This is a genomic window from Variovorax paradoxus, assembly GCF_902712855.1.
Classification (GTDB): domain Bacteria; phylum Pseudomonadota; class Gammaproteobacteria; order Burkholderiales; family Burkholderiaceae_C; genus Variovorax; species Variovorax paradoxus_Q.
In genome coordinates, this window is record NZ_LR743507.1 from 3603699 (window position 1) to 3619026 (window position 15328).

Annotated in this window: 16 protein-coding genes; 6 read left to right on the plus strand and 10 right to left on the minus strand. The window is 67.5% G+C overall.

Going from position 1 to position 15328, the window contains the following annotated elements:
• Position 1 precedes the first annotated feature (1 nt).
• The 9 genes from macA to AACL56_RS16490 all read right to left on the minus strand — a co-directional run bounded on the left by macA (position 2) and on the right by AACL56_RS16490 (position 8374).
• Positions 2-1165 carry a macrolide transporter subunit MacA gene (gene macA / locus AACL56_RS16450; protein ID WP_339090879.1) on the minus strand — a complete coding sequence of 388 codons (1164 nt, stop codon included), beginning with the start codon at positions 1163-1165 and terminating at the stop codon, positions 2-4.
• A gap of 133 nt (positions 1166-1298) precedes the next feature.
• The gene (locus AACL56_RS16455) at positions 1299-1802 is read right to left on the minus strand and encodes a disulfide bond formation protein B (RefSeq protein WP_339090880.1); all 504 of its coding nucleotides are present in this window, start codon (positions 1800-1802) and stop codon (positions 1299-1301) included.
• Positions 1799-2896, minus strand: coding sequence for a sulfate/molybdate ABC transporter ATP-binding protein (locus tag AACL56_RS16460; RefSeq protein ID WP_339090881.1), 1098 nt, complete (start codon positions 2894-2896; stop codon positions 1799-1801). The genes AACL56_RS16455 and AACL56_RS16460 overlap by 4 nt, the downstream gene beginning before the upstream one ends.
• Before the next feature lie 90 nt (positions 2897-2986).
• Positions 2987-3880 (minus strand): sulfate ABC transporter permease subunit CysW, encoded by an 894-nt coding sequence (gene cysW, locus AACL56_RS16465; protein ID WP_339090882.1) that lies wholly within the window; start codon positions 3878-3880, stop codon positions 2987-2989.
• Position 3881: 1 nt separating this feature from the next.
• Positions 3882-4769, minus strand: coding sequence for a sulfate ABC transporter permease subunit CysT (gene cysT / locus AACL56_RS16470; protein WP_339090884.1), 888 nt, complete (start codon positions 4767-4769; stop codon positions 3882-3884).
• Between the two features lie 136 nt (positions 4770-4905).
• Positions 4906-5922 (minus strand): sulfate ABC transporter substrate-binding protein, encoded by a 1017-nt coding sequence (locus tag AACL56_RS16475; RefSeq protein ID WP_339090885.1) that lies wholly within the window; start codon positions 5920-5922, stop codon positions 4906-4908.
• Positions 5919-6494, minus strand: coding sequence for an RBBP9/YdeN family alpha/beta hydrolase (locus AACL56_RS16480; protein ID WP_339090886.1), 576 nt, complete (start codon positions 6492-6494; stop codon positions 5919-5921). The genes AACL56_RS16475 and AACL56_RS16480 overlap by 4 nt, the downstream gene beginning before the upstream one ends.
• Before the next feature lie 141 nt (positions 6495-6635).
• Complete coding sequence (locus AACL56_RS16485) at positions 6636-7277, minus strand: peroxiredoxin (RefSeq protein WP_339090887.1); 642 nt, start codon at positions 7275-7277, stop codon at positions 6636-6638.
• Positions 7278-7459: 182 nt separating this feature from the next.
• Entirely contained in the window at positions 7460-8374 is a 915-nt protein-coding gene (locus tag AACL56_RS16490) for a LysR family transcriptional regulator (RefSeq protein WP_339090888.1), read from the minus strand.
• Between the two features lie 136 nt (positions 8375-8510).
• Between AACL56_RS16490 and AACL56_RS16495 the strand changes: the two genes are divergently transcribed.
• Complete coding sequence (locus AACL56_RS16495) at positions 8511-9158, plus strand: FMN-dependent NADH-azoreductase (protein ID WP_339090889.1); 648 nt, start codon at positions 8511-8513, stop codon at positions 9156-9158.
• A 78-nt stretch (positions 9159-9236) separates the two neighbouring features.
• Here AACL56_RS16495 and AACL56_RS16500 read toward each other — a convergent pair whose 3' ends face one another.
• Positions 9237-9794: an NADPH-dependent FMN reductase gene (locus AACL56_RS16500; RefSeq protein WP_339090890.1), complete on the minus strand. Its 558-nt coding sequence runs from the start codon at positions 9792-9794 to the stop codon at positions 9237-9239.
• A gap of 189 nt (positions 9795-9983) precedes the next feature.
• Between AACL56_RS16500 and AACL56_RS16505 the strand changes: the two genes are divergently transcribed.
• The 5 genes from AACL56_RS16505 to yjjJ all read left to right on the plus strand — a co-directional run bounded on the left by AACL56_RS16505 (position 9984) and on the right by yjjJ (position 15292).
• A complete protein-coding gene (locus AACL56_RS16505; RefSeq protein WP_339090891.1) occupies positions 9984-10973 on the plus strand; it encodes an aliphatic sulfonate ABC transporter substrate-binding protein in 990 nt (329 codons plus the stop codon).
• A 15-nt stretch (positions 10974-10988) separates the two neighbouring features.
• Positions 10989-12203 carry an N-methyl-L-tryptophan oxidase gene (gene solA, locus AACL56_RS16510; RefSeq protein WP_339090892.1) on the plus strand — a complete coding sequence of 405 codons (1215 nt, stop codon included), beginning with the start codon at positions 10989-10991 and terminating at the stop codon, positions 12201-12203.
• Between the two features lie 75 nt (positions 12204-12278).
• Positions 12279-13211 (plus strand): 2-dehydropantoate 2-reductase, encoded by a 933-nt coding sequence (gene panE, locus AACL56_RS16515; protein WP_339092887.1) that lies wholly within the window; start codon positions 12279-12281, stop codon positions 13209-13211.
• Complete coding sequence (locus tag AACL56_RS16520) at positions 13208-13942, plus strand: aspartate/glutamate racemase family protein (RefSeq protein WP_339090893.1); 735 nt, start codon at positions 13208-13210, stop codon at positions 13940-13942. Before panE ends, AACL56_RS16520 begins: the two co-directional genes overlap by 4 nt.
• 24 nt (positions 13943-13966) lie before the next feature.
• Positions 13967-15292, plus strand: coding sequence for a type II toxin-antitoxin system HipA family toxin YjjJ (yjjJ, locus tag AACL56_RS16525; protein WP_339090894.1), 1326 nt, complete (start codon positions 13967-13969; stop codon positions 15290-15292).
• Positions 15293-15328 lie beyond the last annotated feature (36 nt).

A 15328-nucleotide genomic window follows, 5' to 3' on the forward strand; every position in this document is an offset into this window, starting at 1 on the left:
GTCATGAACGCTTGCCCCGCGGGCCGCCTTCGCCGTTGTCGTTGCGGTCGGGCGCCGTGGAAGGGTCGCCGGTGATGACGGTGTCGCCCTCCTTCAGTCCGTCGAGCACCTGCGCCTGGAAGTTGTTGCTGATGCCCACGCGCACCAGCCGCTTCTCGACGGTCTGGTCGGTTTTGAGCACGCGGACTTCCTGGCGTCCCTCCTTGTCGCGGGCGCCGAGCGCGGTCAGCGGCACGGTCAGCGCCTGCTTCGCCTCGCCGAGCAGGATCGCCACCTGCGCCGTCATGTCCACGCGCAGCATGCGGTCGGGGTTGGGCACATCGAACAGCGCGTTGAAGAACACCGCGTTGTTGATCTTCTCGGGCGACGGCTGCACCGCGCGCAGTGTGCCGTGGTAGCGCTTGTCGGGGTCGCCGAGGATGGTGAAGTACACCGGCTGACCCGGCTTCACGCGCACCACGTCGGCTTCGGACACCTGCGCCTTCACGGTCATGGTCGAGAGGTCGGCGAGCTTCATCAGCGTGGGCACCTGGAAGGCGGCCACCACGGTCTGGCCTTCGAGCGTGCTGATCGACACCACGTCGCCGTCGATGGGCGCGACGATGCGCGTGTACGACAGGTTGGTCTGCGCCGATGCCACGGCCAGCTTCTGCTGGCGGATCTGCGCCTCGAGCGACACCGCGTCGGCACGCAGCGCACGCAGCTCGGCATCGGCGCTTTCCATGTCCTGCCTGGCTGCGGCATCCTGGGCGAGCATGTCCTGCTGCCGCGTCCACGTGAGCTGGGCCTGCTTCACGCGCACCTCCTTCGCGAGCTTCTGCGCCTGCAGGTTGTCGAGCTTGGCCTGCTCCTGCGCGAGCGTGTTCTGCGAGATGACGGGATCGATCTCGGCCAGCCAGTCGCCCTTCTTCACGGTCTGGCCCAGCACGACCTTCAGCGACTTGAGCTGGCCGCTGACCTGTGCGCCCACCTCCACCTGCCTGAGGGCCTGCAACACGCCGGTGGCGAGCACGGCGTTCTCGAGGTCGGTGCGCTGCACCGTCGCGGTGAGGTAGTCGGTCTTCTTGGGCGGGCTGAGCCAGAACAGGGACAGCAGGCCCAGGGCCACCACGGCGACGGCGCCGTAGACGAGCTTGCGCGAGCGCCGCTTGGGGGAGTTTTGCATGCAATGAGGATGAAGTGAAACGCCGCCGGCGCACATGGCGCGCTGGCAGCTTCATCCTAGCGGCGGTTCCTGAAGGTCCCCTAAAGACGGGGCCCGCATCGGGGCATTGCTCCCCGATGCCCGCCTTCTCGTTTCAGCGCGCGCGGCGCGAGCGCAACAGCAGCGTGACCAGCATCAGCGACAGCACCACGAAGGCGATGAAGGACCAGTTCGCGAGCGTCAGGCCGAACAGCGACCAGTCGACCTTGGAGCAGTCGCCGCCGCCGCGGAAGATCATCGGCAGCGCACGCTTCAGCGGGAACGTCTCGATCATCCCGTAGAGGTCGCGACCGCAGGACACCACTTCGGGCGGATACCACTGCAGCCAGCTCTGCGAGGCCGCCGTGTAGGCACCGCCCACGGCCGACACCAGGGCCAGCACGCCACCCGCGGCCTGCAGGCCCCGGTTGCGGAACATGCCGGCCAGGCCGGTGAACAGCGCCACCAGCACCAGCGCATACCGCTGCACGATGCACATGGGACACGGCTCGAGTCCGACCACGTGCTGCAGGTAGAGCCCGAAGGCCAGCATGAGAACGCAGGCGAGGCAGATCAGCCCATACGCGCGGCGCGGCGCGCCGAAGTACCAATCGATCAAGGAGACACCCAATCTTCTTCTACGAACACCCTGGCCTTGCGAGGGTTGGCGACGACGGTGTCGCCTTCCTTCAAGCCCAGGTCACGGAACTGTTGCGCAGGGAGTTGCGCCTCGATGATGGTTCCGGAGCCCGGATTATCTGGATTCGTTTCGGTGGGCTCAAGTTCCAGCCGCGCGATGGGTCCGACCACGATGGCGCGCGCCAGCGTGGCGACGATGCCGGAGGCGCCGGCCACGTAGGGTGTCACGTCGATGTCATGCGGGCGCACGTAGGCGCGCGCCTTGGCGTCGCGCGCTCCGCTGTGCTCGGGCGAGTCGAGGCGCATGCCGTCGAGCTGCACCGCACCGTTGTCGGCGCGGCCATGGAACAGGTTCACGTCGCCCAGGAAGCCATAGACGAAAGGACTCGCGGGCTGGTCCCACACTTCCTGCGGCGAACCGACCTGCTCGATCTGCCCCTTGTTGATGACCACCACGCGGTCGGCCACCTCGAGCGCCTCTTCCTGGTCGTGCGTGACGAAGATCGAGGTGACGTGCAGCTCGTCGTGCAGCCGGCGCAGCCAGCGGCGCAGCTCCTTGCGCACCTTGGCGTCGAGCGCGCCGAAGGGCTCGTCCAGCAGCAGCACCTTGGGCTCCACGGCCAGTGCGCGGGCCAGTGCGATGCGCTGGCGCTGGCCGCCGGAGAGCTGCGAGGGGTAGCGGTCGGCCAGCCAGTCGAGCTGCACGAGCTTGAGCAGTTCGGTCACCTTGGTCTTGATCTGTGCGTCGCTCGGGCGCTCCTTGCGCGGCTTCACGCGCAGGCCGAAGGCCACGTTCTCGAACACGGTCATGTGCCGGAACAGCGCGTAGTGCTGGAACACGAAGCCCACCTGCCGCTCGCGCACGTGCACGTCGGTGGTGTCCTCGCCCGAGAACAGGATGCTGCCGGTGTCGGCCGTTTCCAGGCCCGCGATGATGCGCAGCAGCGTGGTCTTGCCGCAGCCCGACGGGCCGAGCAGCGCAACGAGTTCGCCGGAGGCGACGTCGAGGCTCACGTCGCGCAGCGCGCGGAAGTCGCCGAACTGCTTGCTGATGTTGCGGATTTCGATGCTCATGGGATCTCTGCCTGTGTCTTCATCTGATTACCCCCTCTCCCCCCGGGGGAGAGGGTCGGGGTGAGGGTTCTCCCCCCACTCGACGCCTTCTCAAGCCGCCGTCGGTCGCTCGGGCGGCAATTCGGCAATCGCCTTCATCTCGCGCTCATGGCGCCACTCGATGACCGACTTGATCACCAGCGTCACCAGCGCGAGGATCGCCAGCAGCGACGCCACGGCGAACGCGGCCACCGACTGGTACTCGTTGTAGAGCACTTCCACGTGAAGCGGCATGGTGTTGGTCTGGCCGCGGATGTGGCCTGACACCACCGACACCGCGCCGAACTCGCCCATGGCGCGCGCGTTGCACAGGATCACGCCGTACAGCAGCCCCCACTTGATGTTGGGCAGCGTCACGCGCCAGAAGGTCTGCCAGCCGGTCGCCCCCAGCACGATGGCGGCCTGTTCCTCGTCGGTGCCCTGCGCCTGCATCAGCGGAATGAGTTCGCGTGCGATGAAGGGGAAAGTCACGAACACGGTGGCCAGCACGATGCCGGGCACGGCGAAGATGATCTTGATGTCGTGCGCCGCGAGCCACGGGCCGATCCAGCCCTGCGCGCCGAACACCAGCACGTAGATCAGGCCCGCGACCACCGGCGATACCGCGAACGGCAGGTCGATCAGCGTGGTGAGGAAGGCCTTGCCGCGGAACTCGAACTTGGCCACGGCCCAGGCCGCGGCCACGCCGAACACGAGGTTCAGCGGCACCGCGATGGCGGCCGTGATCAGCGTGAGACGAATGGCGCTCCAGGCGTCCGGCTCCTTCAGCGCATCGAGGTAAGCGGTGACGCCCTTGCGCAGTGCTTCTGTCGCCACGGCGGCCAGGGGCAACACGAGAAACAGGAACATGAACGCGAGCGCGAGCCCGATCAGCGTCCAGCGCACCCAGGGGGCTTCGGTGGTGCCGGCTTTTGCGCGGCGAACGGTCTTGGAAGGTGCGCTCATCTCAGCCTCCCGCCCTGCGGCGCTGCCAGGCTTGCAGGCCGTTGATGACCAGCAGCAGCACGAACGAGATCACCAGCATCACCAGCGCGACCGCGGTCGCACCCGCGTAGTCGTACTGCTCCAGTTTGCCGATGATGATGAGAGGCGTGATCTCCGAGATCATGGGCATGTTGCCGGCAATGAAGATCACCGAGCCGTACTCGCCGATGGCGCGTGCGAAGGCCATCGCGAAGCCGGTGAGCAACGCAGGCGCGATCGACGGGAAGATCACCTTGGTGAAGGTCTGGAACCGCGTCGCGCCCAGCGAGGTGGCGGCTTCCTCGAGTTCCTTTTCGGTGTCCTCGAGCACCGGCTGCACCGTGCGCACCACGAACGGCAGTCCGATGAAGATCAGCGCGATCACGATGCCGGCCGGCGTGAAAGCCAGCTTGATGCCGTGCGGCTCGAGCAGTTGGCCGATCCAGCCATTGCCTGCGAGCAACGCGGTCAGCGAGATGCCCGCCACGGCCGTGGGAAGCGCGAACGGCAGGTCGACCAGCGCGTCGACGATGCGCTTGCCCGGGAACTTGTAGCGCACCAGCACCCAGGCCACCAGCAAGCCGAACACCGCGTTCACGATGGCCGCCAGCAGCGATGCGCCGAACGTCAGCCGGTACGAGGCCATCACGCGCGGCGCGGTCACAGCGACCCAGAACTGGTCCCAGGTCAGCGTGAAGGTCTTGAAGACCAGCGCCGACAGCGGAATCAGCACGATCAGGCTGAGATAGAGGATGGAGAAGCCGAGCGTGATGTGGAAACCGGGCAGCACGCGCTTGGCGCCCCCTGCCCGGTTGGCACGCGAAAAAGGCGCTCCCGCGGTTGGGAGCGCCGAAGAAGTCACACCACTCATGATGAGAACGGTCCGTTATTGATTCTCTGGCCGCTTCGTGGAACACCGCCGAACCGGCTTTGCCGGGCCGCAGGTGCTGGCCCCTGCAAGGGGGCAGGCGTTGCGACACGCAATGCGCGAAGACTGGGGGTGCGCTTCACTTCGCGCCGGGGGTGTACAGCTTGTCGAACTGGCCGCCATCGTTGAAGTGCACCTTCTGCGCTTCGCCCAGGCTGCCGAACAGTTCCTGCACCGTGAAGAGCTGCAGCGGCTTGAAGGTCGCGGCGTACTTCTTGAGCACCGTCTGCGAGCGCGGGCGCAGCGCATGCTTGGCAGCGATTTCCTGCGCCTCTTCGGAATACAGCCAGTCAAGGTAGGCCTTGGCGAGTTCGCCGGTGCCCTTCTTGTTGACGGTGCGTTCGACCACGGCCACCGGGTTCTCCGCCACGATGCTGATCGAGGGGTACACCGAATCGACCTTGCCGGTGCCGAATTCGCGGTCGATCGACACCACTTCCGATTCGAAGGTGATCAGCGCGTCGCCGATGTTGCGTTGCAGGAATGCGGTGGTGGCGTCGCGGCCGCCGCGTGCCAGCACGGGCACGTTCTTGAACAGCTTGCCGACGAACTCGGCAGCCTGCGCATCGGTGCCGCCCTTCTTCTTGATGTAGCCCCAGGCGGCCAGGTAGGCATAGCGGCCATTGCCGCCGGTCTTGGGGTTGACGATCACGACCTGCACGCCGGGCTTGATCAGGTCGTCCCAGTCCTTGATGCCCTTCGGGTTGCCGTTGCGCACCAGGAACAGCATGGTCGACGTGGTGGGCGATGCGTTCTCGGGGAATTTCTTGGGCCAGTCCTTGGCGACCACGCCGGCGTTGGCCAGGAAGTCGATGTCGGTCGAGGTGTTCATCGTGACCACGTCGGCATCGAGGCCGTCGGCCACCGAGCGCGCCTGGGCGCTGGAGCCGCCATGCGACTGGTCGATCTTGACGTCCTTGCCGGTCGCCTTCTTGTAGTGCGCCACGAAGGCCGCGTTGTAGTCCTTGTAGAACTCGCGGGCCACGTCGTACGAGGCGTTCAGCAGCGTCGTGCCCTGGGCGAAGGCGGTGCTGCCGGCGAGTGCGGAGGACGCCAGCGCGAGCACGGCGACGAAGGTCTTGATTCTGGAAGTCATGTGATTGCCAAGTTTTCTGAAAATTCACGGCCCGCCGACCAGGCGGCGGGCTCGTCGGTCAACGATTGCAGCAGGGCCAGGCCGAGCGGCCAGTCTCCATGCCCCGAATCGATGTTGATGTGGCCCGCATTCTGCATGCGCACGAACTCGCTGCCCCAGGCGCGCGAATATGCACCCGCCAGGCGAATGGGGCAAAACGGATCGTTGCTGCTGGCCACCACGATGCTGCGATACGGCAGCGCCGCATAGGGCACGGGCGCGAAGTCGGACAGCACGGCGCGGCGCTCCGGGTCGGCAGGCGCCACCAGCAAGGCCCCCTGGATGCGCGCCGCCGCGGCGGGCGGCAGGTGCGCCGTGGCGATGCAGCCCAGGCTGTGCGCCGCGATGACCACCGGGCCGTCGCTCTGCATCACCAGCTTGGCCAGCGTGGAAACCCACGCTTCGCGCTTGGGCGAGGCCCAGTCGTCCTGCACCACGCGCGCCGCGCCCGGGATGCGCTCCTCCCACAGGCTCTGCCAATGGCCAGGCCCGGAGTCGCGCCAACCCGGCACGATGATGACGCGAGTGATCATGGGCGCTCCCCCCGGCTTCGCGCGCTTGGTGCCGCTTCGCCGCCCCTCTCGCTGAAGACGACACCGGCGGCCCGGCATAGCCGGTTGCGCAGTGTGCCGCGAAGGATCGCCGGTGCTTTCACGCTTGCCGTTCCGCTCTTCTTACTTGTTGGGCTGCGGCGTGATGCGCAGGTAAGGCTTCACGGCCTTGAAGCCCTTGGGGAAGCGCTCGGCGAGTTCGGCCGGGTCCTGGATGCTGGGCACGATGACCACGTCGTCGCCATCCTTCCAGTTCACGGGCGTGGCCACCTTGTGGCTGTCGGTGAGCTGCAGCGAGTCGATCACGCGGATGATCTCGTCGAAGTTGCGGCCGGTCGATGCCGGGTAGGTGATGGTGGTGCGGATGACCTTCTTCGGGTCGATGATGTACACGCTGCGCACCGTGGCCGTGGTGGAGGCGTTCGGGTGGATCAGGTCGTACAGGTCGGCCACCTTGCGGTCGGCGTCCGCGATGATCGGGAAATTGACCGTGGTGTTCTGCGTCTCGTTGATGTCGCCGATCCACTCCTTGTGCCTGGTGGCCGGGTCGACGCTCAGCGCGATGGGCTTCACGCCGCGCTTGGCGAACTCGCCCGACAGCGCCGCGGTCTTGCCGAGCTCGGTGGTGCACACGGGCGTGAAGTCGGCCGGGTGCGAGAAGAACACGACCCACGAATCACCGGCCCACTGGTAGAAGTCGATCGGGCCTTCGCTGGAATCCTGGGTGAAATTGGGGGCGGTGTCGCCGAGACGCAAAGTAGCCATGGTCGCTCCTGGATGGAATGGGAGTCCCGGATTGTGCGAACCATCGCTTCAACGACAAACGAATATCTGCTTGTTTGGATATGACGGTTTTTGCATAACGAACCCGTAACCCTGCGCGGCCTTGCTATCTTTTGGATAGCACCTCAAGCAGACCAGAACGCGGTCATCCGACTTTCGTGGCCTCAGAACATCCGCATGTCGACGTTCTGCAGATGCTCCGTCAGGAAGTCGATCAGGCGCCGCACCGCCGGCACCAGCGCGCGACGTGCCGGAAACACCATGTGCGCGATGACCGGCGACGGCCCCCAGCCCGGCAGCACGCGCACGAGCCGGCCGGCATCGATCTCCGCGCGGCACATGTAGTCGGGCAGCATGGTTGCGCCCACGCCGCCCAACGCGCCGAACTGCAGCGTGGCCAGGTCGTCGGCCACGTAGCGCGGCATGTGGGGATGGACATGGATCTGCCCGTCCGGCCCTTCGAGCCGCCACTCGGCCCGGCCGTCGCCGTTAACGGACATGGCCGCCGTCGGCAGCTTCGCAAGGTCGGCCGGCGTCTCGACCGGGCCGGTGCGCGCGAGCAGCTCCGGGCTCGCGATCAGCACGCCCCGGCTGGTGCCGAAGGTCTTGGCGACCAGCAGCGCGCTGTCCTCGATGGTGGGCCGCACGCGCAGCGCGATGTCGATGCCCTCCTCGATCAGGTCGACCGGACGGTTGATCACCCGCATGTCGATGCGAACCGCGGGGTACAGCGCCATGAAGACCGGCATCAGCTGCGCCAGGCCGCTGTGCGAGATGGTCACGGGGCAGCTCAGCCGCACCAGTCCGCTGGGCTCGGTCTGCACCTGTGCCACCGCCTCCGCCGCGGCCTGGGCGGCGTCGCGCATGGCGGAGGCGTGGCGCAGATAGATCTCGCCGGCCGGCGTGAGCGACAGCCGGCGCGTGCTGCGCTGCATCAGCTGCACGCCCAGACGCTCCTCGAGGTCGGCCACGCGGCGCGACAGGCGCGACTTGGGAATGCCGAGCGCCCTGCTGGCGGCGGCGAACCCGCCGCGCTCGGCCACTTCGGCGAAGAAAACCATGTCGTTGAGGTCTTGCATCGCCGCATTGTCCTGCAAACAGAACGATGAGTGCGATATTTGGCTACTTATCGATCACTCGATCCAAAAATAGAATTCTCCCATCCGCCGGCCACCTTCGAGTGCCGACAGCCAACACAGAAAGTGATTGATTGACATGAAGCTGCTCCATATCGACTCCAGCATCCTCGGCACCAACTCGACCTCGCGCCTGCTTTCCGGCGAAGTCGTGGCCGCCTGGCGCGCCGCCCATCCCGACACCGACGTCGACTACCTCGACCTCGCTGCCAACGCGCCTTCGCACTTCAGCGCCGATGCCCTGGGCATCAAGACCGGCGTGCAAGCGCAACCCACCGAAGCCCAGCGCCGCGAGAACGACCTGTCGGAGAAGCTGGTGAGCCAGTTCCTGGCTTCCGACGTGATCGTGATCGGCACGCCGTTCTACAACTTCTCCATTCCCACGCAACTGAAGGCCTGGATCGACCGCCTCGCGCAGATCGGCCGCACCTTCAAGTACACCGACAAGGGCCCGGTCGGCTTGGCAGGCGGCAAGACCGTGATCGTGGCCTCGACCCGCGGCGGCGTGTATTCGACCAGCGAAGGCGGCCAGGCCATGGAACACCAGGAAAGCTACCTGAAGGTGATCTTCGGCTTCTTCGGCATCACCGACGTGCGCTTCGTGCGTGCCGAAGGCGTGGCGATGGGCGACGAAGCCAAGGCCAAGGCCCTGGCTGCTGCCCGCGCCGACATCCTGGTGGCAACGGCCGAAGCCGCAAATCAGGGCAAGGCCACGCTGGCCGCCTGACGGCACGGCGCACGGCGCCATGAAGAAAGCCGCCCTCATGGGCGGCTTTTTGTTTTGTTGCCTGGAAGCCGGGCGGGCTCAGGCAGCGGCGTGGCTCTTGATCCAGGCCACGTACTTGTCCATCCAGCCCTGCAGGAACTTCTTCGAGCCTTCGTTGCCGATATGGCCCTTGTCGTCGAACAGGTCGTCCTTGGCCTGCAGGAAGACTTCGGGCGCGCCCATAGTGGGCACGTCGAGGTAGGCCAGGATGTTGCGCAGGTGCTGCTGCGCCAGCGCGGTGCCGATGGCACCCACCGAGATGCCGACCACGCCGGCCGGCTTGCCGGCCCAGGCGCTCTGGCCGTACGGGCGCGAAGCCTGGTCGATGGCGTTCTTCAGCACGCCGGGGATCGAGCGGTTGTATTCGGGCGTGACGAACAGCAGGCCGTCGGCCGCCGCGATCTCCGTCTTCAGGCGCTTCACCGGTGCAGACTGGTTGCCGTCGTCGTCCTGGTTGTACAGCGGCAGGTCGTCGATGCGCAGGGTTTCGAACGTGAAGTCCGATGGCGCGAGGTGCGCCAGCGCGAGGGCCAGCTTGTGGTTGTACGAGTCCTTGCGCAGGCTGCCGACGATGACGGCGATCCGGGTCTGGGCCATGTGTGAAGCTCCTTGATTGAGAGGGTCGGGATGACGAAGGCGATTATGCGAAGCGCCCAAGACCTTTTCTTGAAAAGTTCATGGGTCGTTTTGTACTTTCGTGCACCGGTTTGCGCATGAACACATGACGAAAGCTTCGTGGCGCGGCACCGCGTCGGCCCCTAGAGTCGCGGATTTTTCGCCGACGCCATGCATCACCTTTCCCCGGTCTCCCGCCGCACCCTCCTCCAGGCCGGCGCAGCCGCCGCAGTTGCCGCGGAAACCTCGACCTCCTTTGCGCAGCCTGCGCAGCCCGCGCAGGTGCGAACCCGCACGCTGCGCATCGGCTACCAGAAGTTCAACACGCTCAACATCCTCAAGGGCACCGGACAGCTCGAGAAGGCGCTCGCACCGGCCGGCGTGAAGGTCGAATGGGCCGAGTTCCTCGGCGGCAGCCAGCTCTCGGAGGCGCTGGCCGCCGGTGCCATCGATTTCGGCCATGCTTCCGACGGCATCGGCGTGTTCCAGCAGGCCAGCGGCAAGGGCCTGGCCTACCTCGCCGCCGAGAGCCCCTATCCCGGCGGCGTCGGCTTCCTGGTGCCGCGCGACTCGCCGATCCGCAGCGTGCGCGACCTGAAGGGCAGGAAGGTGGTCACCGGCCGCGGCTACAACACGCAGTACGTGCTGATCCGCGCGCTCGAGGCCGCGGGCCTGCGTTATGAAGACATCGAGCCGGTCTACATCGTCACAGCCTCCGACACGATCGCGGCCTACCAGTCGGGCAGCGTCGCGGCCATCGGCCTGTGGGACCCGTTCCTGGCCGCTGCGCAACTGGCCACCGACTCGCGCGTGCTGTTCGACGGCACCGGCCTGAGCGGCAACCGCACCTATCACTTCGCGCAACCCGGCTTCGCCCGCGCCAACACCGGGCTGCTGCGCACCGTGTTCGCCGAACTGCGCAAGGCCAACGAATGGGCGCAGGCCCACCCCGCCGAGGTGGTCGCGACGCTGGCGCCGCAGCTCAAGGTCGAGCCCCGGGTGCTGGCGCTGGCCACCGAACGGCGGCAATATGGCGTGGTTGGGCTTACGCCCGCCATCGCGCAGGAACAGCAGGGGCTGGCCGATGTGTTCGCGCAGCTCAAGCTCATTCCGAAACCCATCGAGGTGAAGGACGCCTTCCTGGACCTGAACCTCGTCTGACGCTTCTTTCTTCACGTGACCTTGTCCACCCATCACGACGCCATCGTCGTCGGCCTGGGCGCCCTCGGCGCCGCCACGCTCAACCAACTCGCGCAGCGCGGTGCGCGCGTGCTCGGCATCGACCAGTTCGATCCGCCGCACGACCTGGGCTCCTCGCACGGCGACTCGCGGATCACGCGGCTGGCGGTCGGCGAAGGCGACGAATACGTGCCCTTCGTGCAGCGCTCGCATGCCATCTGGCGCGAGCTCGAAGCGCGCACCGGCATGCCGCTCATGACCACCACCGGCGGCCTGGTGCTGGCACCGCGCGACCGCGTGGCCGAGCACCACGGCAAGTCCGATTTCGTACGCCGCACCATCGCCTGCGCCGAGCGCTTCGGCATCGCGCACGAGGTGCTCGACGCGGCCGGCATCCGCGCGCGATTCCCGCAGTTCCATCTGCAGGGCGACGAGATCGGCTACCTCGAGCACGAGGCCGGCTTCGTGCGGCCCGAGGGCGCCATCGGCGCGCAACTGGCAGTGGCCCGATCGCTCGGTGCACAGACGCGCAGCGGCGAACGCGTGCTGGCCGTGGAGCCCGTGGGCAACGGCGACACCGTCCGCGTGCGCACCGACAAGGCCAGCTTCACCGCCGATCGCGTCGTCGTGTCGGCCGGCGCATGGCTGCCAGGATTCCTGGGCGAGCATGCGCGTGCCGACTGGCAAGCCCACTTCTCCGTGCACCGCCAGGTCATGCACTGGTTCGACACCGGCAGCGCCGCTGCCGATTTCGCGCCGGGCCGCTTTCCGATCTTCATCTGGATGTTCGGCGACGGCCAGGAGGACTACATGTACGGCTTCCCGTCGTCAGACCCCGCCCAGCCGGCCCTCAAGGTGGCGACCGAGCAGTACGTGGACGCCACCACGCCCGACACCATCGAGCGCACCGTGGACCCCGCAGAGACCGCCGCCATGTATCGCGAGCGCGTGGCGGGCCGCTTTCCGCAGATCGGCGGGCGCGCCCTCAAGGCCCGCGCCTGCATGTACACCGTGACGCCCGACCGCCGCTTCGTGATCGACGAACTCGACGGCCTGCCCGGCGTGCTGGTCGTCTCGGCCTGCTCGGGTCACGGCTTCAAGCATTCGGCCGGGCTGGGCGACGCCATCGCCGATCGTGTGCTGGGTCGAAGCAGCACGCTCGACCTCTCGCCCTTTGCCCGCCGGCGCCTGCTGGAGAAAACGCCCGGCTGAAGCAGCCTCGCGCGATCGGGAGCATCATCGCGCTCGATCTTTTTCCAGCTCAGGAGCGCGACGGCAATGAAAGCGATGAGATTTCTGGTGGTGGGTGCCGGTGCACTCGGTGGTTATTTCGGCGGGCGGCTCCTGGAGGCGGGCCGAGACGTGACCTTCCTGCTGCGCCCGCGCCGCGCAGCGCAGCTCGCGAAGACCGGGCTGGTGGTGCAGAGCCCGTTCGGCAACCTGCAGCTGCCCGCGCCCCGGCATGTGCTGGCAGACGGCATCGACGGCCCGTACGACGTGGTGGTGGTCGGCAGCAAGGCCTACGACCTCGAATCCACCATGGATTCGTTCGCACCGGCCGTCGGTCCCGACACCGTGATCCTTCCGCTGCTCAACGGCATGGCCCACATCGACCGCCTGGCCGCGCGCTTCGGCGCCGAGCGCGTGCTGGGCGGCCTGTGCATGATCTCCGCCACGCTCGACGACGAGGGCCGCGTGCTGCACCTCAACGACATGCACGGCCTGAGCTACGGCGAACGCGCCGGTGGCCGGTCGGCGCGCGTCGATGCCATCGCCCAGCAGTTCGCGGGTGCGAAGTTCGACGCCACCGCCAGCGAGAACATCACGCAGGACATGTGGGAAAAGTGGGTCTTCATCGCCTCGGCGGCCGGCCTCACGAGCCTGATGCGCGCTTCCATCGGCGACATCGTGGCCGCGGGCGGGCAGGACGTGGCGCTGTCGATCTTCGACGAGTGCTGCGCCATCGCCGCGCACAACGGCTTCGCGCCGCGCCCGGCCGCCGTGCAGCGCGGCCGCGCCGTGGTGACCACCGCCGGCTCGCCGATGACCGCGTCGATGTACAAGGACATCGTGCGCGGCGCCGCGGTCGAGGCCGATCACATCGTGGGCGACCTGCTGGACCGTGCCGCGCCTGCAAGCACTCCGGTGCCGAGCGTGCTGCGCACGGCCTACGTGCACCTGAAGGCCTACGAAGCCCAGCGCGCGCGCACGACCGCATGAGCGCCAAGCGCGACGCGCTTGCCTTCGTCCACACGGCCCAGGCCCATGTGCCGACGTTCGACCGGCTGGTGCGCGAGATCGCGCCCGGCCTGCGCGTGCGGCACATGGTGCGCGAAGACCTGCTCGCCGATGCCCGCGTGGTGGGCGTCGACGACGAGGCGCTGGTTTCCCGCGTGCACCATGCCATGCGCGAAGCCGGTGCCGGCGGCGCAAGCGTCGTGGTGTGCACCTGTTCGACCATCGGCGGCGTGGCCGAATCCACCCCCGCCGGGGACGCCTTCAAGGCCTTGCGCATCGACCGCGCCATGGCCGACCGTGCCGTGCGCGCCGGTCCGCGCGTGCTGATCGTGGCCGCCGTCGAAAGCACGCTCGCGCCCACAACGGCGCTGGTTCGTTCGGCGGCAAAAGACGCGGGTGTGGACGTGCGGATCAGCGAACTGCTTGTCGGCGAGGCGTGGCCCCATTTCGAATCGGGCGACCTGGCTCGCTATGTGGCCACGCTGGCACAGGCGATCCGGGCGAACACCGCCGCGGCCGACGTGGTCGTGCTGGCGCAGGCCTCGATGACGCCTGTAGAAGCGGCGCTGGCAGACCTCGGCATCGAGGTGCTCAGCAGTCCTGCTCCGGGCGTTCGACTGGCGGTCCAGGCAGCCAGCCAGGCCGGAACGAAGCCTGATATCTATTCACCGATCCATTCATTTCCTGATTTTTACCAATGCAGAATAGAATAATTTATCTATTCACCTTGGTATTCAATGCCGCCCTCCTCCGCGACCTTGGCAGAAACAGCCCTTGCATTCATCCGCGTGCAGGGAGCCGCCTCCAGCGCTGACCTCCAGGCACGGCTGGGCGTCAGCCAGCCGACGGTGTCGCGCGCGCTGGCACCGCTGCTGCGCAATGCCTCCGTCCAGAAGATCGGTGCCGCACGCTCGCAGATGTACGTGGCGCCCAGGCATGTCGAGCGGGTGGGCGCGGAAGTGCCCGTGGTCAAGGTGGATGCAGGCGGTGACGCCTCGGCCTTCGGACGCATCGTGCCGTTGCAGGACGGCCGCTGCTGGATGGACGAGCAGGACGGCCCCAGCGCGCTGCACGACGGGCTGCCATGGTTTCTCTCCGACATGCGCCCCCAGGGGTTCATCGGCCGCGCCTTCGCGCATGGCCATCCCGAACTCGGCCTGCCCGCCAACCCCGAGCACTGGACCGACGACGACGTGCTGCAGGCACTGTCGCTCTGCGGCGAAGACCTGCCGGGCAACCTGGTCGTGGGCGGCGAGTCGTTCCGCCGCTTTCAATCGATTGCCGCGCGGCCGGCACCGGCGGTCATGGCCTCCGACTACCCCGCGATGGCGGACAGCGCCATGCAGGGCACCTTGCCGGGCTCCTCGGCCGGCGGCGAACAGCCGAAGTTCTGCACCGTGCGCGATGCCCGCCAGGTGATCGTCAAGTTCTCTCCGGCCGGGAGTTCACCTGCCGACAGGCGCTCGCGCGACCTGCTCGTGTGCGAGCACCTGGCGCTTCGCACGCTGCAGGAGGCCGGCGTCGCCGCAGCCAGCAGCCGCGTGTTCATCGAGGCAGGCCGCGTGTTCCTGGAGGTCGAGCGCTTCGACCGCACCGCCAGGGGCCGCATCGGCATGGTGTCGCTGATGGCCTATGACGCCCAGCACATCGGCAAGATGGACAACTGGGCCGCTACTGCCAACCGCATGGCCGCGCGCGGACTGATGCGCGCCGACGATGCCGCGCGGCTGCGCTTCCTCGAGGCCTTCGGCCGGCTCATCGGCAACACCGACCGGCACTACGGCAACATCTCGCTGCTGATCGAGAACGGAGTCTGGCGGCTGGCCCCGGCGTACGACGTGCTGCCGACGCTCTACGCTGCCACCAATGGCGAGCTGCCGCCGCGAGAACTGGCAGCCGGCGGCCTGGCGCCGACCATCGAGACATTGGCGGAATGGCCGTCCGCGCGGCAACTGGCCACCGTGTTCTGGCAGGCTGTCGCTGCAGACACGCGCATCACCGCGCCGTTCCGCGCCATTGCACGGAAGAACGCGCAATTCACCGGCGGCGACGCAGCGGGCTGAAACGGCCCTTCCCGGCCCGGCTCGGCGCCCCCGCCC